We start from the raw sequence: 17495 nt of genomic DNA, 5'->3' as shown, positions 1-17495 counted from the left end.
GCTACTTCTTGGCGGGCACCGCGTACTGGACCATCGTCTGCTGGTCGGCACGGCCCTTGAAGCTCACGTCCTTCTTCATCGCCCACACCGAATGCTCGAAGTGGATCGGCAGCATCGCGAAGTCGGCCATGGCCAGCTCGCTCGCCTTGGCCAGCGTCTCGCCGCGCGCCGTGTCGTCCATCTGCGTGGCGGAGTCGGCGACCAGCTGATCCATCGCGGGGTTGGAGTAGCGGCTGCGGTTGGTGGTGCCCACGCCCTTGTCCTTGTTGGGCGTGACCAGCAGTGAGTTCAGCGTGTTCGACATCTCGCCGGTCGAGGTGCCCCAGCCTGCCAGGTACGCGCTGTAGGCGTAGCTGTCGCGGTTCTTGAAGAACACGGCCGGCGCGTTGGCGTCGATCGAGGTCTTCACGCCGATGCGCGTCCACATCGCGGCCAGCGTCTGCGCGACCTTGCTGTCGTTGATGTAGCGGCCGTTGGGCGTGCCCAGCACCAGCGTGAAGCCGTTCGGGTAGCCGGCCTCCTTGAGCAGCGCCTTGGCCCGTTCGGGATTCGGCTTGGCTGCGGTCGTGAGCTTCTTGCTCGCACCGGACATCGGATACGGCAACAGTTGCGCGGCCGGCGTCGCGACCCCACCCATGATGCGTGACACCAGCGCCTGGCGGTCGATGGCCAGCGACAGCGCCTCGCGCACGCGCTTGTCGAGCATCGGGTTCTTGCCGTTGGTGTCGGTGATGCCCGGCGTGGTCTCGCCGTTCTGGTCGAGCGCCACGTAGATGACGCGGTTCGAGGCCTTGGTCTCGACCGTGAGCTTGGGGTCCTTCTTCAGGCGCTCGAGGTCGTCGGTCGGCGGGTCTTCCACCAGGTCGACGTCGCCCGCCAGCAGCGCGGCCACGCGCGCGGCCGGGTTGCTGATGGGCCGGTAGATCACGCGGTCCCAGGCCGGTGCCTTGCCCCAGTAGTGCGGGTTGCGCTCGAAGATGATCTCGGAGCCACGCTTCCACGACACGAAGCGGTACGGGCCGGCGCCCACCAGCCCGGTGCCGGCGTTCAGCTCGGTCGTGGTCTTGCCTTCGGGGGCCGAGCCCGACGCCGCCTTGGCCGACATGATCGGCAGGCCGACCATGTTGATTGCCAGCAGCGGGTACGGCTCGGACGTGGTGATGCGCACCGTCAGCGGATCGACGGCCTCGACCTTCTGGACCTTCTGCAGGTACACCTTGAACGACGACGGGCTGTTCGGCACCTTGGGCACGCGATCGAAGGTGAAGACGACATCGGCCGAGGTCATGGGCGAACCGTCGGAGAACTTGACGTTCGGCCGCAGCTTGAAGGTCCACACGTTGCCCTCGGCCTTCCACGACTCGGCCAGGCAGGGCTCGATCTTGAGCTCGGCGTCGCCGCAGACCAGCGGGTCGAACAGCGTCTGCGACAGCTGGATGTTCGGCGTGAGCGCGTGGTACTGCGGGTCCATCGACGTGGGCTCGGTCTTCAGCGCGACGACCAGGTCGCGCGCGAACGCAGCACCGGAGAACGCGGCACCAGCCACGACGGCAGCGACCAGCAAGCGGCGCGCGTGCGGCCGAAAGGAAGTGGTTGAAGCAAGGCCTCGCATGGGGGTGTTTCTCCTGGGCAGGGTCATAAAAAAAGCGCCTCGGCGCGTTGCGGAGGAGCATGCAAGAAGCGCACCACTTCGCAGGGCCCGCTCGATCAGGATAGGCGCGGGCCCCGGCGCCATGCCCCCGTGATAACCCGCTCGACACGCGCGCGGGCGCAGCCCTTCAGAGCGGCCGTGTGAGGTAGACCGCCTCGCGCCCGACGATGGCGCGCTGCGCCGGCATGAAGATGGTGCAGTCGTCGCAGGGCGAGCGGATTTCCTCGTCGCCATTGGTCGCGATGAGCTCGCCCTCGGCGAAGGTTTCGAAGCCGATCAGCGGGCGCACGAAGTGGAAGCCGGCGTCCTTGACCATGTGCGTTTGCAGCAGCTCGAAGCGGCGTTGCGGGCCGGGCGCCGGTGCCGCCGGGTCCTGATCGATCAGGCCGAAGTGGGCGAGGAAGCGCAGCGTCACCGCGGTCGCCAGGTCGGCGGCCGACTGCTTGAAGTGCTGGCCGCACTCGACCACCATGGCCGCGCCCTTGCCGTCGGTCTCGCCGTGATGGCCGTACTGGATCAGCGGCGTGCCGGAGCCCAGGCCGTTGGGCATGACCAGGTGCACCGCCGGCAGGCCGACGGCCAGCGCGACCTCGGCATTGCGCTCATAGGCCGGGTAGACCCAGAAGGGCACCACGTCCTGGCTGGTGGAGTGGATGTCGAGGATGTAGTCGGCCGCATCGATCACCGGGCGCAACACGCGTGCGCGGCGCAGCTCGGGGCTGTCTTCGGTGCCGTCGAGCATCTCGGCCGACCAGATGCGGTTGAGGTTGTGCACGATCTGCCGGTTGTCGAAGGGCTTGTCGGCATCGAAGGCGTTGTAGGCCTCGATGTGCGAGAAGCTCACGGTCAGCGTGCCGATCTTCGGGCGCACGCCGGTGTCGAGCAGGTGCGTGGCCGCGACCATGCCGCAGATCTCGTTGCCGTGGGTCAGCGCGTTGATCAGCACGTGCGGGCCGGGCTTGCCGGACTCGAAGCGGTGGACGTAGTCGATGCCGACATTGCCCTCACGGTAGGCGCTGATGTCGCGCGGCAGGACTTCGAGGGCAGGAGGGGCTTGCGTCATGGAGAGGGGAAGTAAAGGTTTTTGGCGGACGAGCATTGGGGCGCCTTCGAAGTTTGCTACAAGTGCAGGCGTCGCATGACGAAGCGGCCATTTCTCCGACAGGCGCGGTCGGTCGGATCGATTCCAATCAATGCTTCACCATGAAGGAGGATCCAAGAATGAGCCAATTCGCCACCATCCAGGGCCATGTGAGCTATTCGCCGGGCGACGGCGTGCCGCTGGTCATCCCGGTCGGCACGGTTGTCGAAGTGGTGCTCGCACCCGACAGCGCGACGCTCAGCTGGGAAGCCGAGAAGGGCGTGGTCGGCCTCACCGCCATTCCGCGGATGCAGTACGACGAATACGTCGAAGCCGGGAAGATCGCCGAGAAGGCCTGATCGAGAAGGCCTGACTTCACGGCCCGACCGCCGGCGACGTCGTCAGCCACCGTGCTGGCAGGCGCCGAAACGATGGACATGGAACGGCTCCGCTGCGAGGCCCGGGCAGAAGCTGCCGACCAGCGGCTCCAGTTCGTCGAAAAGCCGGTGGTTGTCGTGGTTGAGCCGCTCCAGGCGCTCGACTGCGTTTTCCGCATCGCCCGCGAGCTTGTCCATGTCGACGTTGAGCAGCTGGTGGTCGACCACCACCATGCGGCCGCCGACCATCACCGAATGCACGGCGCCGCCGTCTTCCGAATGCACCAGCGAGTTGGTGATGTTGATGAGCGGGATCATCGTGATGTGCCGGCTGTCGAGGAAGACCACGTCGGCCTTGTAACCCGGCGCCAGCACGCCGATCTTGTCGCCGAAGCCCAGCGCCTTGGCGCTGCCGACGGTGGCCGCGTGCAGCACCTCGTCGGTGGTGATCCAGTTCTGCCAGTCGGGCCCCTGCACCTTCGACACCATCGACGCCAGCCGCATCGACTCGTACATGTTCTGGTTGTCGGAGCAGTTCGATCCGTCGGTGCCGATCCCCACGTTCACCCCGCTCTCGAGCATCTTGCGCATGCGCGCCAGGCCATTGCCCAGGCGCATGTTGCTGCCCGGGTTGTGCGCCACCGACGCGCCCTTGTCGCCCAGGAGCCGCATGTCGTCGTCGTCCAGCCACACGCCGTGCGCCACGGTGAAGTTCTCGTCGACGATGCCCATCTTCGCCATGTGCGCCGTCAGCGTGGTGCCGTAGGTGCGCATGCCCGCGATCGCCTGCACCTTCGATTCGGACACGTGCGAATGCATGGGCAGGCCGTGGTCGTGCGCCAGGTGGCGGCAGCCGATGAGGAAGTCGTCCGAGCAGTGGTGCGGAATGGTCGGCGCGATGGCCAGGCGCACGTAGTCGCTGTCGGGCGCGACCTGCCCTTGCCATTGCTTCACCACGTTGCCCATCGCCGCCAGGATGCCGGCGGTCGGCGCCGCACGCAGCCGCTCGACGTCCTTCTGCAACCGCGGCGGCAATGAGGCGAGCAGGCCCGGAATGGCCTCGAAGAAGCTGATGTCGGCCACCATCGGCGCGATCACCGCGCGCATGCCGACCTGGCGGTACGCGGCCGCGGCCGACTGCATGCCTTCGAGCGTCGGGATCGGCAGTTCCAGCGTGAGGTCGTAGCAGGCGGTGCAGCCCTTGAGCAGCATCTCCGACGCGCCGATCAGCGTCGTGAGGTGCTTGTCTTCGGCCGAGCGGTTGCCGCTGATCCACGGGCCGGCGGTCAGCAGCAGTTCGAGCGTCCAGCGGTCGCCGATGCCGCGCGCCAGGTTGCCGTGGCCGTGGGTGTGCGCGTTGACCAAGCCCGGATGCAGCAGCTTGCCTGTCGCGTCGATCACGCGTGCGCCTTCGGGCACCGGCATGCCGGGCGCGCCGATCTCGTGGATGGTGTCGCCTTGGATGAGGATGTCGGCGGGGCGCGGCATCGGCTGCCTGGGCTGCACGAGGCGGCCATTGCGGATCACGGTCCAGGTCGCTGCGTGGGAGTTGTCGTTCGACATGCGAGAAGTCCTTGAATGAGACGAGGCCGAGGCCTCAGTGCGCGTCGCGCACGTTGCCCGCGGCGCTCCATGGGAAGAGCCAGCGCTCGAGCATCACGACCAGTTGGAACAGCACGATGCCCATCAGCGACAGCATGATGACTGCGCCGAAGGCCAGCGGCACCTTGAAGAAGGCGGTCGACGTGACGATCAGGTAGCCGAGGCCGACGTCGGCGTTGACGAACTCCGCGACCACCGCGCCCACCACGCACAGCGTGATGGCGACCTTGAAGCCGCTGAAGATGAAGGGCACGGCGTATGGCAGGCGGATGCGCACCAGCTCCTGGCGCCAGCTCGCCTTGCAGGCGCGGCCCAGCTCGAGCAGCTCGGGCGGCACCGCCAGCAGGCCGGTCGAGATCGAGACCACCAGCGGGAAGAAGGCCACCAGAAAGGTCACGACCACGCGCGGCAGTTCGTTGGCGCCGAGGATCACCACCAGCAGCGGCGCCAGCGCCACCTTCGGGATCGATTGCGTCAGCACCAGCAGCGGGTAGATCGCATTGCCCACCGCCGGCGACGAGGTGATGGCCAGCGCCATCGGCAGGCTGACGGCCACCGACAGCGCGAAGCCGAGCAGCACCGTGCGCAGCGTGGCGACGCTGTGCATGCCCATGTTGCCCGCCACCTTCCACGATTCCTCGGCGATGACGCTGGGCGCGGGCAGCAGGAACTCGGGCACCTTGAAGGCGCGCACCAGCACTTCCCACATCACCACCAGCACGAGCACAGCAAGCGCGGGGATGGCCACTTCACGCTTCAGCGCCGACGGTCGGCGGCGTCTTGCTTCAGCCATGGTGCGGTGCTCCTGCGCGTCGGAAGATCTGTTCACGGATGCGTTCCGAGGCTTCCGTGAAGGCCGGCATGCCCGACATCGCGAAGGCCCGCGGGCGTGGCAACGTGATGTCGATCAGGTCGGCGATGCGCCCCGGTCGCGCCGACATCACCACCACCCGGTCGGCCAGCAGTACCGCCTCGGAGATCGAGTGCGTGACGAACACCACGGTCTTCGGGCGTGCGGCCCAGATGCGCAGCAGTTCGAGCGTCATCTCTTCGCGCGTGAGTGCGTCGAGGGCGCCGAAGGGCTCGTCCATCAGCAGCAGGTCCGGGTCGTTGAGCAGCGCACGGCAGATCGCCACGCGCTGTTGCATGCCGCCGGAGAGCTCGCGCGGCGAGCGCTTCTCGAACCCTTGCAGCCCCGCCACCTTGATGAGGTCGTGGGCGCTGGCGAGGTGCGCCGGCGTCACCGACTGCCCTGACACGCGCACGGGAAACAGGATGTTGTCGAGCACATTGGCCCACGGCAGCAGCGTCGCGGCCTGGAACACGATGCCGGTCCGCTCGCGTGGCTGGGTCAGCGGCTTGCCTGCCACCTGCACGTTGCCGGCCGAGGGCTTGATGAGCCCCGCCAGGATGCGCAGCAAGGTCGACTTGCCGCAGCCCGAAGGCCCGACCAGCGCGACGAATTCGTTGCGGCGGATGTCGAGCGACACGGCATCGAGCGCGATCATCCGTTCGCCATCGGAGGCGTCGAAGTAGCGCGACACCGTGTCGACGCGAACCATCGCGTCCATGGGCGCGCCCATCACTTCGCGGCCAGGAAGCGGGTGTCGATGGCCTGCGCGGGGTTCCACTTCGGGTCGAGTTCCTGCGCGTCGGCCACGACCTTCCAGGTCTCGTCCAGACGTTCGGTGGTGACCGCGCCGAAGCCGTTCTTCTGCTGGTAGTCGTTGAAGACGAATTCGAGCGTGGCCTTCAGGCTGTTGAGGCAGTCGTCGAGGTCGACCTCGGGGATGCGCTGCACGTGCATCTTGCAGGCCTCGACGGGGTTGTCGCGTGCCCACTCGAAGGACCGGCGGGCACCGCGCAGGAACTTCTTCACCGTCTCGGGCCGCTCCTGCAGCATCTTGTCGGAGGTGATGAGCGACGCGGTGTAGATCGCGAAGCCTGTCTTGACGAAAGGCAGCACCACGATCTCCTGGCCGGCCTTCTGCGCTGCCTTGTTCTGGTAGTAGTGGTGGATCGAATAGAAGGGGGCGGCGTCGATGTTCTTCGTGAACAGCTGCGTGCCCATGGCCCCGCCGTCCATGTTGACCCAGACGATCTTGCTGGCGTCGGTGCCCGAACGTGCCGCCACCTTGGGGAAGTACAGCTTGTGGCTGTTGCCCGGCGTGATGCCGATCTTCTTGCCTTCGAGCCCCTTGAAGCTGGCGATGCCCGAGCTCTTGAGCACGAACAGCGAATGCGGCGAGTAGGTGTAGACGGTGGCGATGGTCTTCACCGGCAGGTTGGCGCGGGCACGCGCGGTCAGCACCGCGCCCATGTCCGACACGCCGAAGTCGGCTGCGCCCGCGCCCACCTTGGCCGCCGTGTCACCGCTGCCGTAGCCGCGCGTGATGGTGATGTCGAGGCCTTCCTGCGCCCAGATGCCCTTGCTCCATGCGCCGTAGTAGGCGGCATGCTCGCCCGAAGCGACCCAATCGGTCTGGAAGCGGACCTTCTCCTGGGCCTGCGCGCCCAGGGAAATGAACAGTGCAGTGGCGAGAACGAGCGGTGTCTTCACGAGGAGTCCTTGCGATGTGCGCCGCCGCGCATTGCTGGCGAGAGCGGCAAAGTGCACCGTCGCGAAGCAGCGACGGCATCGACTTGCAAGGACGCAACGACTGCGCCAGAACGGACCCCACGGCTTGCCGATTTGTGTGGCGTCCTTAACCTGCGGTTAAGCCTTGTCGGCCGGCGCGCGCCTGCCTTTGCCGCCCCGGGCCTCCTTCTTGGCCCGACGTTCGGCATCGAGCAATTCCCCTTCGGCCAGCCAGGCCGCGAACTCCTCCGGCGTCTCGAGCGTGATGCGCCCGAGGCTGCCGTCGCGGAAGGCATGCATCACGATCTCCGCCGCCTTCTGCAGGTTGACCCGCCCCTTGCCCAGCAGCGCACCGCGCTTGCGGCCGATGGTTTCCAGCAGGTCCTCGTCGGTCATGCCCGCCACCGCGGCGGCATCGAGATCGAGCTTGAAGCGCGCGGCCAGCATCGCGGCGTAATGCTGCTTCACGTAGGCCAGCAATTCCAGCGCCACCTCTTCCTCGTCGAAGGCATTGCGGCCCACGGCGCCGCTGGCGGCCAGGTTGTAGCCGCTCTTCGCGACGATGATGCGCGGCCACAGCATGCCGGGCGTGTCCCACAGGTAGAAGTCGTCGGCCAGCGTGATGCGCTGCTCGAGCTTGGTGATGCCGGCCTCGTCGCCGGTCTTGGCCTTGCGCCCGCCGGCCAGCGTGTTGATCAGCGTCGACTTGCCCACGTTGGGGATGCCGCAGATCAGCACCCGCATCGGCTTGGCCATGCCGCCGCGGTTGGGCGCCAGCGCGTGGCAGGCCTCGACGAGTTGCCGGGCCGGCGTAGTCTGGCTGGCGTCCAGGCCGATGGCCCGCGTGTCGGGCAGCGCGTTGTAGTGCGCGAGCCAGGCCGGTGTGCGCGCGGGGTCGGCCAGGTCCTGCTTGTTGAGCACCTTCAGGCCTGGCTTGTGGCCGGTGAGCTCGGCCAGCATCGGGTTCGCGCTGGAGGCCGGCAGGCGGGCGTCGAGCAGTTCGATCACCACGTCGATGTCCTTGATGCGCTCGCCGATGGCCTTCTTGGTCAGGTGCATGTGACCGGGGAACCACTGGATCGCCATCGGTGTATCTCTTTCTCTCGTTCGTCCGGAAGGGACTGCATTGTGCGTGACGCTCGCGGCAGCCCCCAAAACGAGCAAAGGGGCCGCAGCCCCTTTCTTGGATGGCCAGGGCGACCTATTTGCGGATGCTCACCTCGACGCGGCGCGATTCGGCATTGCTGTCGCCGGTGCCGGTGATGTCGGCCGGCTTCTCCAGCACGATGCGCGCCGCGGCCACGCCGGCAGCCTCGAGGGCGGTGGCCACCGCCTGCGCGCGTTGTTGCGACATGGCGGCGTTGGCCGCCGCGCTGCCGGTCGGGTCGCTGTAGCCCGAGATCACCGCCTTGGCCTCGGCATGGCTGCGCAGGTGGTCGACCAGCGCCTTCGCCCGCTCGGCAAAGGCCGGCGAAATGTCGGCCTTGCCGCTATCGAAGTACACCTTGAGCGCCGGCTGGCCCTCGATCCACGATGCGAGGGCGCCCGCCCCGGACGGAATGGGATCGGCCGCCGGCGGCTGCGCAGCGCCGGAGATGGCCGGCACCACGGTCGACCCCGGTGCCATGGCATCCGGTGCCGGCTGGCGACACTGGGTCACGAAGAACAAGGCGGCCAGCAGCAGCAACAGCCAAGGAAGCCACTTCCAAAGACCGCCCCCGCGTACGGGCGCCGAACGGATCGCGCCGTGGGCCGCATGGGCGGCGCGGGTCGGGCCGGCCAGCGTCGCTTCGATCTCGGCCGCCGCCAGGGTGGGCCAGCCGTCGCGGACGGCCAACCGCCGCATGATCACTGGCGCAGCGAGCGCGATCACGGAGGCCACGGTCGCCGCATCGATACCCAGCCGTCCCGCGATGCGTGCCAGCAGGCCGTCCGGCCCGCCCAGCACCGCGTTCACCTGCGTCGCGTTGAGGATCGGCGCGGCGGCGCCGGCCGGCGGCTTCAGCCATGCCTGCACGACATCGCCGAAGCCGTTGTGCGTGAAGCGCTCGGCGAAGCCGTTCAACCCATCGGTCTGCGGGTCGGTCATGGCCACGAGCAGCATCCGCACGATGTCGCCGGCCTTGGACCCCAACGCGAAGCGCCCGGCGATATCCCGGATGAGTTCATCAAACATTGTTGTTCTCCCTGAGTGAAGCCGCGGCCAAAGCGCCGCTGGCGGCGCGGACCATAGCCGACGCCACCGCGCGGCGAGCCCGGGCATCGCGCAAAGAACCGCAAACGCGGGAATTGCGCACGCCGGGCGGCGCTCAGGTCATGTCGGTGCGGTGGATGCGCGGGTCGATCCGCGCCGTCGGCACCTGGTAGGCGCGGTCGTCGAACAGGTCGATGCCGCACATCAACGATTCCACCCAGTCGAAAAAGTCCGAGATGGCGGCACGGCCCTCGATCGGGGCGCCGTGCTGCGGCACCAGCATCGCGATGTCGAGCGTGCGTGCCATGCGTGCCCACAACCGCAGGATCTTGTTCGACACCATGTAGCGGCGGTGGAAGGCTTCCATCCGCGGGATGTGGGGCGCCAGTTCACGCACCGGTGTCCGGGCCTCGCGGCCGGTGGTCATCGACACGCCGAGGTCGCCGGTGAAGAGGATGCGGCTGACCGGATCGTAGAAATGGAAATTGCCCTCGGCGTGCAGGAAGTGCGCCGGCAGCAGCCACAACTCGCTGGCGCCCAGCGGCAGGCGGCCACCGAGGTCGGGCACCCCGATGATCCGCTCCTCGGTCTTGCCGACCTTGGTGAAGTGCGGCACGAAGCGCTCCCACACGCGCGAGATCACGAGCTGCGCGCGGGTCGAGGTCAGCCAGCGGTCGAGCGACGCGATGATGTCTGGGTCGGCATGCGAGGCGACGATGTACGACAGCTTGTGCGGGCTGAAGTGGCGCGTCATGCCCAGGTACAGCTCGTTGAAGGCGAGGTTGCCGCCCGGGTCGATGACCGCGCCGGTGCCGTGGTCGACGATGAGGAACTGGTTCGCCTGCACCGCCTGGCCATCCGCGCCGACCAGGTCGGTGAACATCAGGCAGGCATGCTGCGGGTCGCGGTAGAGCTCGATCGGCACGGACTGCCCTGGAAGGTCGAATGGACGGAGGCCCGACTGTAGAGAGACCGGCGGCCTCGGCGCTTGACGGTGATCAAGGGCACAGAAGCCCTTCGCCCCTCTGTCGACCTCGCCACCGACCCCAGGCCGCCCCTATGATGAATCCGGCGCACCCGCGCACCGTTCGCCCACTGTCCGGAGAAACCTGATGAAACCTGTATCCGCCCTGCTCGCCCAACGACGAAATGCCGGCCTCTGGCACACCAGCCCCGACGCCACGGTCTTCGATGCCTTGCATGTACTGGCCGAGCACGAGGTCGGTGCGCTGGTGGTGATGGAAGACGACCGGCTGGTGGGTGTGTTCTCCGAGCGCGACTACACCCGCAAGGTGGCCCTGCTGGGCAAGAACTCGAAGGCCATGCAGGTGGCCGAGATCATGACGGCGCACGTCATCACCGTCACACCGAACACCCCCACGCACGAGTGCATGACCCTCATGAGCCAGAAGCGCATCCGCCACTTGCCGGTGGTCGACGGCGGCAAGGTGGTCGGCATGCTGTCGATCCGCGACCTGATGGACGACATCATTGCCGATCATGAAAAGACGATCGAGCAGCTGACGACTTACATCCAGAGCTAGAGACGGACCCACCCCCGAAGCGCCTGCGGCGCCTCCCCCTCAAGGGGGCGATACCAGTGGCCCGGCAAAGCCGGTTCCACGGTATCCCTGGCGTGGCTCTCCCGCCTACTGCCTAGATCGATTGAGCGTTCTTCGCACGCTGGTAGGCGGCGTGCAGCCGCGCGAAGACGGGGCCGGGCGTGCCGGTGCCGATCGGCCGCCCGTCGAGCAACGTCACCGGCATGACCTCCTTGCTGGCCGAACTCAGCAGCAGCTCGTCGGCGCCACGCACCTCGGCTTCGGCGAGGGGGCGCAGGTCGTAGGGAATGCCTTCGGCCTCGCACAGTTCGCGGATCAGGTCGTAGCGGATGCCTTCGAGCACATGCTCGCTCTTGGGCGCCCCGAACAGCGCGCCGCCCTGCACCACCCACACGTTGGACGACGACGCCTCGGTCAGCAGGCCGTTCCGGAACAGGATGGTCTCGACCGCCCCGACGTCCGCCGAGATCTGGCGTGCCAGCACGTTGCCCAGCAGCGAGGTGCTCTTGATGTCCGCGCGCTCCCAGCGGAAGTCGCGCGCGCTGACGCAGGCCACCCCCTTGGCCAGCAACGCGGCCGAGGGCGGCTTCATCGCATTGGTCATCATGAAGACCGTGGGCACGACATCCTGCGGCATCACGTGGTCGCGCGGTGCTACACCGCGGGTGACCTGGATGTAGAGCATCTGGTCGTCGGCCGGGAAGTCGGCCACCAGGCGCCGCGCGCGTTCGAGCCAGCCGGCTTCGTCGAACGGATTGGCGATGCGCAGGCTCGCCAGACTTCGGTTCAAGCGTGCGAGGTGCTGCGAGAAGCGGAAGAACTTGCGCCCGTAGACGGGCACCACCTCGTAGATGCCGTCACCGAAGATGAAACCGCGGTCGAGCACGGAAATCTTGGCCTCGGCCAGCGGCGTGTAGTCGCCGTTGAGGTAGCAAAGGGAGTCGGGAAGAGCGGACATGCGGACGCCGAAAGAAATGAGGCCCCGATTCTCCCCCGCCCTGCCCCCCGCGATGACGGCTCGACCGCCACGCACCCCTTTTTGGCCCGACCGCCTACGCGTGCGGTCCGCGAGATGCGAAAGACTCGACGTCTCGATTCCCTCCGAAGAAAGTGTCTCGATCGATGTCCGTCGAAGCCCACGCATGGCAATTCTTCCGCGCCGGTGGCGTGGACCAGGTGCTGATCCGAAGCGGCGCCGACCTCGCGCACCTCGGCGAGCTCGACCAGAAACTGTGGGTCGCGCTGGCCTGCCCGACCCGCGGCACCGAGCTCGACGCGCGCACGCTCGACCTGATCGATACCGACCGCGACGGGCGCATTCGCCCCCCGGAGCTCATCGCGGCCTGCGCCTGGGCGTGTCGCCATCTCAACGACCCCGACCTGCTGCTCGAAGGCGGCGACAGCCTGCCGCTCGCGGCGATCACCTCGGGCGACGGCAGCGAGACCCCGCTGGTCGACGAGGCGCGCCGCATCCTGCAATTGCGCGGTAAGGAAGGCGTCGACACGCTGACCCTGGCCGACGTGACCGACCGCAGCGACCTCCTGGCCGCGATGCGCTTCAACGGCGACGGCGTGATCCCGCCGGAAAGCGCGGACGACGAGGCGGTGCGCAGCCTGATCCGGCAGATCATGCAGGCGCACGGCGCCACGAAGGACCGCGCCGGGCTCGAAGGCATTCAGCGCCGGCAGGCCGAAGCCTTCTTCGCCGAGGCGCACGCGCTGCACGACTGGCAGGCCGGCGCTGGCAGCGATGCGGCGGCCGATATCGCGACGTTGGCGGCGGCCCAGGCCGTGGGCGCCGTGCGGGAGAAGGTCGACGACTTCTTCGCGCGCTGTCGCGTGGCCGCGTACGACCCGCGGTCGATCGCGGCACTCAATCCCTCGAAAGAAACCTACGAAGCACTGGCGGCGCAGGGCAGCCTCGCACTCGGCGACGAGAGCATCGCGCAGTTGCCGCTTGCGCCGATCGCTGCAGGCCGCACGCTGCCGCTGCGGCTGGGCGTGAATCCAGCCTGGGCCGATGCGCTGGACGCGCTGCGCCGCGAAGCGGTCGCGCCGATGCTCGGGCGCACCGGGCACGCCACCGACGCGCTCACCGAAGACGACTGGCATGCCCTGCAGGCGCGCGTGGCCCCGTGCCGGCGCTGGCTCGCGGCCAAGCCGGTCACGAAGCTCGGCGCGCTGTCGGCCGCGCAGGTTCAGGAGGCGCTCGATCTGCAGGGCGCGGTGATGGCGCTGATCGACGAAGACGAGCGCGTGGAACCGCACAACGCGCGCATCGCCGACCTGGAGAAACTGCTGCGCTTCAAGCGCGACCTGCTGACGCTGGTGAACAACTTCGTGGCCTTCAAGGACTTCTACCGACGAGAGGGCGCGATCTTCCAGGCCGGTCGGCTCTACCTCGATGGGCGCAGCTGCGACCTCAGCGTGGCAGTGACCGACGCCGCCAAGCACGCGGCGCTGGCCGGTCTGGCCAAGGCCTACCTCGCCTACTGCCTGTGCACGCGCCAGGGAAAAACGATGACGGTGGTGTCGGCCTTCACCGCCGGCGACACCGACTTCCTCTTCGTCGGCCGCAACGGCGTCTTCTACGACCGCCAGGGCCAGGACTGGGACGCAACCATCACCAAGGTCATCGAGAACCCGACCAGCGTGGCCCAGGCCTTTCTCTCTCCCTACAAGAAATTCCTGCGGCTCATCGAGGAGCAGGTGGCCAAACGGGCCGCGGCCAGCGACAGCCTGGCGCAGGGTTCACTCGGCACACTGGCCAGTTCGATCACCAGCGCAGACAAGACGGCCATAGCAGGCGCGAAGCCCGCAGCGCCGCTCAAGCTGCCGGGCCGGGTCGACGTGGGCACGGTCGCGGCGATCGGCGTGGCACTCGGCAGCATCAGCGCCGTGCTGGTGGCGGTGTTCAGCAAGTTCGTCGACCTGGGCGTGTGGATCCCGATCGCGATCCTCGGCATCGTCATGGCCATCTCCGGGCCGAGCATGCTGATCGCCTGGCTGAAGCTGCGCCAACGCAGCCTCGGGACGATCCTCGATGCCAGCGGCTGGGCCATCAACGGCCGGATGCGGGTGAACGTGCGGCTGGGCGGCTCGCTGTCGCAGACCGCGCGGCTGCCGGCGCACGCGCACCGCGCGTTGCGCGATCCCTTCGCAGAGACGCACGGCACGGCCACGCTCATCGCTGGCCTGGTCTTCGTGGCGGCACTGGGGGTGCTGGCCTGGCGCATGGGCTGGATCGACGCGCAGTTACCGGCGGCCCTGCAGCGCACGCCGCCTGCGGTCTTGGCGCCGCCGGCCTAGCGTGCCGCGGCCTGGGTCGCTTTGGCGACCTCGACGGACCCCTGGGCGGCGCCACTTTGCGGCACCTGCTCGCCCTGGCGGTCAATGACCTCGGCCAGGCGCGCAGCGAGTTGCTCGGGCGCATCCGCACCCAGGCCCACGAACACGCCCTGCGTCAGGGTGACATGGGCGGCCTCGAACCCACCGGCACCGGCGCACAGGATGGTGCGATTCGGCGCATCCTGCGAAGCCAGCACCAGCATGGCGGGCACCACCGCCTCGGGCTTGAGCGCGTCGAGCACGGCCTGCGGCATCAGGTCTTCGGTCATGCGGGTGGCGGCCGTGGGCGCCAGGCAGTTGACGCGGATGTCGTGCTTGGCGCCTTCGAGGCTCAGCGTCTGCATCAGGCCGACCAGCGCCATCTTGGCCGCGCCGTAATTGCTCTGTCCGAAGTTGCCGTACAGGCCCGACGACGAGGTGGTCATCACGATGCGGCCGTACTTCTGCGCGGTCATGAACGGCCACACGGCCTTGCTGCAATGCACCGCGCCCATCAGATGCACGTCCATCACGAGCCGGAAGTCCGCCAGATCCATTTTGGCGAAGCTCTTGTCGCGCAGGATGCCCGCGTTGTTGACCAGCACGTCGACGCGGCCCCAGGTGTCGATGGCCTGCTGCACCATGGCTTGAACTGCCGCGACGTCGGTGACGGATGCGCCGTTGGCGATCGCTTCGCCGCCGGCCGCACGGATTTCGGCGACGACCGCTTCGGCGGCGCTCACCGAGCCGCCGGAGCCGTCACGCGCACCGCCCAGGTCGTTCACCACCACGCGGGCACCACGCGCCGCGAGGGCCAAGGCGTGCTGCCGGCCCAACCCGCCACCGGCGCCCGTGACGATCGCGACACGGCCCTTGAAATCGATCGGTGCATTCATCTCGTTGAAATTCTTGGTTGCGACGGCTGCGGTTGTACCGCAGCGGCCGTCCAACGCCGGGCACGCGCGAGACAGCGCGTGCGCCCACCGAGCCTATCGGTGCGCGTGCTCGAAGTATTCGAGCAGCTGGTCGATCTCGGCGGACTTGTCGAAGAAGGCATCGGCGCCCAGCGCCCGGGAGCGTTCACGCATGTCGACCGTGGCGTAGTTGCTCAGCACGACGACCTTCTGATGCGCGGCACGGTTGCGGCAGGCGTCGACCACACCGAAGCCATTGCCCTCCTGCAGGAACAGGTCGACGATGGCCATGTCCCACCCGTCCGGATGGCCGTCGAGCCACTGCACGGCTTCCCGTTGGCCGCTGGCGTGCGCCACGACCGTGGTGTCGGCCACGTCCTCGAGAAACCCGACGAGGTTCTCTCGAATCACAGGGTTGTCTTCGACCAGGTAGGTCTTGTAGGGTTTGGCGGGGCTGGTCACGGCAGCGATCTATCCGATGTGCTTGTTTGATCAGCATCATGGTCGCCATCTCGCGGCCCGCGGTGAGCCATGCCGGCCAATCCGGGTAGGCGGGCGCCTACCGGGTGCGTGCGCCGGTGCGTGCCCGGCCCGCTGCGCGCGCCTCCGCCGCGCTCAGACTTCGCTCAGACCGCGACCGCGCTGCGCGCTCGCGCGCCCAAGCCCAGACGGGCCGGCGACACGTACTGCTGGCGATAGATTTCGAAGGGCATGGTGTCAGCCGCCTCGATGGCCTTCTGCGCCTCGATCGACTCGGCGGTGGCCTGGACGAAGCGGGCCTGGTCCTCGGGCGCAAAGGGTTGCGTCAACAGCGCCTGCCGGGCCGCCTCGGAACGCGCGCGTGCGAAGTCCGTGAAGGAATGGCCATGGTCGGCCGCCATGGCCGCCAGCACGCGCGCCGACGGCAGGCTGTGCGCGTCGCGCAGGCCCGTCACCGCCGCGTCCAGCGACTGCATGTAGGCGCTGCCGCCATGCACCGCATCGAGCGACTGAGCGATCGGCCGGCACTGCGCGACCAAGTCTGCGCCCCACTCGGTCAGCGCGATCTCCTGGCCCCCGCGCAACAGCTGCAGGCCGGGCTCGCGGCCGCGCGCCGCCGTCAGGTGCTGGTTGTGGGCCAGCTCGGCGATCTCCTGCGGCGTGTCGTTCGGGCTGTCGCTGAGCAGGCAGTGCAGCAGGAAGACGTCGAGGAAACGGATGGTCTGCGCCGTGATGCCGATCGGCACGAAGGGGTCGAGGTCCATCAGGCGCACCTCGACGTACTCCACGCCGCGCTCGCGCAGCGCATGCAGCGGGCGCTCGCCAGGGTAGATCACGCGCTTGGGGCGGATGGTGCCGTAGAACTCGTTCTCGATCTGCAGCAGCGTGGTGCCCAGCTGGTTGTAGTCGCCGCCGGGGTTCTGGATGCCGATGCTCTCGTAGGCCGGCCAGGGCCGCGTCAGCGCGTCCTGCAGCGACGCGCCGTAGCCTTCGAGGCTGTTGTAGCTCACCTGCAGCGACGACTGTGCTTCGCTCTGGTAGCCCAGTCGGCCCATGCGCAGCGAGGTGCCGAAAGGCATGTGCATGCTGCCGTCGCCGATCGGGCGCAGCTCGTGCGGCCGGCCGGCCACGAAGCTCGAGCACAGCGCCGGCGACGCGCCGAACAGGTACAGCAACAGGAAGGCGTGCCGGCGGAAGTTGCGGATCAGCGCGAAGTACTGCTCGCTCGACACCTCGGGCAGCGACCAGTTGTAGTGGATGCCCGAAATGGTCTGCATGCGGCGGCCATAGCGGTGGCTCAGCCCCATGCGGTAGACGCTCTTGGCACGGCCCACATTCGAGCCGCCGTAGCGCGCGATCGGAATCGTCTCGTCGGTCGGCAGGCCGCAGGGCATGCTCGACACCCACATGCGTTCGTCGCCCAGTTCGTTGAGCACGCGGTAAGTGAACTGGTGCACCTGGGTCAGCTCGTCGAGCGCGGCTTCGACGCCGCCGTGCACGCCAGTGATGAGCTCCAACTGCGATTCGCTGAAATCGGTGGTGATGTGGGGATGCGTGAGCGCCGAGCCCAGCGCCGCCGGGTGCGGCGTCAGCGCGAGCTGCCCGTCAGGCCGCGCGCGCAGGCTTTCCTTCTCGATGCCCCGCCGCACGCCCCTCAAGCGTGCGGGCGAGAGCGCGGCGAGCCGCTCCTGCAATGTGCTCATGTTCTTGTCGGTTGTCCGTCTTGGTG

At 68.0% G+C, this 17495-nt stretch carries 16 protein-coding genes; 3 read left to right on the top strand and 13 right to left on the bottom strand.

Translation table 11 applies throughout. The annotated features are described in order from the left end of the window. Position 1: 1 nt before the first annotated feature. Positions 2–1612 (bottom strand): ABC transporter substrate-binding protein, encoded by a 1611-nt coding sequence (locus tag ACSFA0_RS07970; RefSeq protein ID WP_435449662.1) that lies wholly within the window; start codon positions 1610–1612, stop codon positions 2–4. A gap of 166 nt (positions 1613–1778) precedes the next feature. Further along, a complete protein-coding gene (locus ACSFA0_RS07965) occupies positions 1779–2714 on the bottom strand; it encodes a M14 family metallopeptidase (protein WP_435449661.1) in 936 nt (311 codons plus the stop codon). Between the two features lie 158 nt (positions 2715–2872). Between ACSFA0_RS07965 and ACSFA0_RS07960 the strand changes: the two genes are divergently transcribed. Then, positions 2873–3091, top strand: a complete 219-nt coding sequence (locus ACSFA0_RS07960; protein WP_435449660.1) for a hypothetical protein — start codon at positions 2873–2875, stop codon at positions 3089–3091. 42 nt (positions 3092–3133) lie between these two features. On the opposite strand, the gene ACSFA0_RS07955 is transcribed toward ACSFA0_RS07960, so the two are convergent. From ACSFA0_RS07955 to ACSFA0_RS07925, 7 genes are all read right to left on the bottom strand, one after another. Then, positions 3134–4672, bottom strand: a complete 1539-nt coding sequence (locus ACSFA0_RS07955) for an amidohydrolase family protein (RefSeq protein ID WP_435449659.1) — start codon at positions 4670–4672, stop codon at positions 3134–3136. A 34-nt stretch (positions 4673–4706) separates the two neighbouring features. Next, positions 4707–5504, bottom strand: a complete 798-nt coding sequence (locus tag ACSFA0_RS07950; protein WP_435449658.1) for an ABC transporter permease — start codon at positions 5502–5504, stop codon at positions 4707–4709. Then, positions 5497–6282: an ABC transporter ATP-binding protein gene (locus ACSFA0_RS07945; RefSeq protein ID WP_435449657.1), complete on the bottom strand. Its 786-nt coding sequence runs from the start codon at positions 6280–6282 to the stop codon at positions 5497–5499. Before ACSFA0_RS07945 ends, ACSFA0_RS07950 begins: the two co-directional genes overlap by 8 nt. A gap of 11 nt (positions 6283–6293) precedes the next feature. Beyond that, positions 6294–7271 (bottom strand): ABC transporter substrate-binding protein, encoded by a 978-nt coding sequence (locus ACSFA0_RS07940; protein ID WP_435449656.1) that lies wholly within the window; start codon positions 7269–7271, stop codon positions 6294–6296. A 156-nt stretch (positions 7272–7427) separates the two neighbouring features. Next, entirely contained in the window at positions 7428–8375 is a 948-nt protein-coding gene (ylqF, locus tag ACSFA0_RS07935) for a ribosome biogenesis GTPase YlqF (protein ID WP_435449655.1), read from the bottom strand. A gap of 115 nt (positions 8376–8490) precedes the next feature. Further along, positions 8491–9465 carry an OmpA family protein gene (locus tag ACSFA0_RS07930; protein WP_435449654.1) on the bottom strand — a complete coding sequence of 325 codons (975 nt, stop codon included), beginning with the start codon at positions 9463–9465 and terminating at the stop codon, positions 8491–8493. A gap of 133 nt (positions 9466–9598) precedes the next feature. Continuing rightward, on the bottom strand, positions 9599–10408 hold the full coding sequence (locus ACSFA0_RS07925; RefSeq protein WP_435449653.1) for an oxygen-binding di-iron domain-containing protein: 810 nt from the start codon (positions 10406–10408) through the stop codon (positions 9599–9601). 187 nt (positions 10409–10595) lie between these two features. Here ACSFA0_RS07925 and ACSFA0_RS07920 point away from each other — a divergent pair, with 187 nt between their 5' ends. After that, on the top strand, positions 10596–11027 hold the full coding sequence (locus tag ACSFA0_RS07920) for a CBS domain-containing protein (RefSeq protein ID WP_435449652.1): 432 nt from the start codon (positions 10596–10598) through the stop codon (positions 11025–11027). Positions 11028–11139: 112 nt separating this feature from the next. Here ACSFA0_RS07920 and ACSFA0_RS07915 read toward each other — a convergent pair whose 3' ends face one another. After that, positions 11140–12003, bottom strand: coding sequence for a D-amino acid aminotransferase (locus tag ACSFA0_RS07915; protein ID WP_435449651.1), 864 nt, complete (start codon positions 12001–12003; stop codon positions 11140–11142). 164 nt (positions 12004–12167) lie between these two features. On the opposite strand from ACSFA0_RS07915, the gene ACSFA0_RS07910 reads away from it, so the two are divergent. After that, complete coding sequence (locus tag ACSFA0_RS07910; RefSeq protein ID WP_435449650.1) at positions 12168–14354, top strand: hypothetical protein; 2187 nt, start codon at positions 12168–12170, stop codon at positions 14352–14354. On the opposite strand, the gene ACSFA0_RS07905 is transcribed toward ACSFA0_RS07910, so the two are convergent. From ACSFA0_RS07905 to gshA, 3 genes are all read right to left on the bottom strand, one after another. Beyond that, a complete protein-coding gene (locus tag ACSFA0_RS07905; RefSeq protein ID WP_435449649.1) occupies positions 14351–15268 on the bottom strand; it encodes an SDR family NAD(P)-dependent oxidoreductase in 918 nt (305 codons plus the stop codon). The two genes, ACSFA0_RS07910 and ACSFA0_RS07905, sit on opposite strands and share 4 nt — an antisense overlap. 93 nt (positions 15269–15361) lie before the next feature. After that, positions 15362–15748: a response regulator gene (locus ACSFA0_RS07900; protein ID WP_435449648.1), complete on the bottom strand. Its 387-nt coding sequence runs from the start codon at positions 15746–15748 to the stop codon at positions 15362–15364. Between the two features lie 164 nt (positions 15749–15912). Continuing rightward, positions 15913–17469, bottom strand: coding sequence for a glutamate--cysteine ligase (gshA, locus tag ACSFA0_RS07895; RefSeq protein WP_435449647.1), 1557 nt, complete (start codon positions 17467–17469; stop codon positions 15913–15915). Positions 17470–17495: the final 26 nt, after the last annotated feature.

Origin of the sequence: Variovorax restrictus (genome assembly GCF_051216715.1) — a bacterium.
GTDB lineage: Bacteria > Pseudomonadota > Gammaproteobacteria > Burkholderiales > Burkholderiaceae_C > Variovorax.
Note: the sequence above shows the minus strand (reverse complement) of the source record. Positions and strands in the feature narration are given on the sequence as shown.

What these genes read in the sequence shown, in the direction of transcription:
- ACSFA0_RS07970 (WP_435449662.1), bottom strand. Translation starts at nt 1,612, where the DNA reads ATGCGAGGCCTTGCTTCAACCACTTCCTTTCGGCCGCACGCGCGCCGC.
- ACSFA0_RS07965 (WP_435449661.1), bottom strand. Translation starts at nt 2,714, where the DNA reads ATGACGCAAGCCCCTCCTGCCCTCGAAGTCCTGCCGCGCGACATCAGC.
- ACSFA0_RS07960 (WP_435449660.1), top strand. Translation starts at nt 2,873, where the DNA reads ATGAGCCAATTCGCCACCATCCAGGGCCATGTGAGCTATTCGCCGGGC.
- ACSFA0_RS07955 (WP_435449659.1), bottom strand. Translation starts at nt 4,672, where the DNA reads ATGTCGAACGACAACTCCCACGCAGCGACCTGGACCGTGATCCGCAAT.
- ACSFA0_RS07950 (WP_435449658.1), bottom strand. Translation starts at nt 5,504, where the DNA reads ATGGCTGAAGCAAGACGCCGCCGACCGTCGGCGCTGAAGCGTGAAGTG.
- ACSFA0_RS07945 (WP_435449657.1), bottom strand. Translation starts at nt 6,282, where the DNA reads ATGGACGCGATGGTTCGCGTCGACACGGTGTCGCGCTACTTCGACGCC.
- ylqF (WP_435449655.1), bottom strand. Translation starts at nt 8,375, where the DNA reads ATGGCGATCCAGTGGTTCCCCGGTCACATGCACCTGACCAAGAAGGCC.
- ACSFA0_RS07930 (WP_435449654.1), bottom strand. Translation starts at nt 9,465, where the DNA reads ATGTTTGATGAACTCATCCGGGATATCGCCGGGCGCTTCGCGTTGGGG.
- ACSFA0_RS07920 (WP_435449652.1), top strand. Translation starts at nt 10,596, where the DNA reads ATGAAACCTGTATCCGCCCTGCTCGCCCAACGACGAAATGCCGGCCTC.
- ACSFA0_RS07915 (WP_435449651.1), bottom strand. Translation starts at nt 12,003, where the DNA reads ATGTCCGCTCTTCCCGACTCCCTTTGCTACCTCAACGGCGACTACACG.
- ACSFA0_RS07910 (WP_435449650.1), top strand. Translation starts at nt 12,168, where the DNA reads ATGTCCGTCGAAGCCCACGCATGGCAATTCTTCCGCGCCGGTGGCGTG.
- ACSFA0_RS07905 (WP_435449649.1), bottom strand. Translation starts at nt 15,268, where the DNA reads ATGAATGCACCGATCGATTTCAAGGGCCGTGTCGCGATCGTCACGGGC.
- gshA (WP_435449647.1), bottom strand. Translation starts at nt 17,469, where the DNA reads ATGAGCACATTGCAGGAGCGGCTCGCCGCGCTCTCGCCCGCACGCTTG.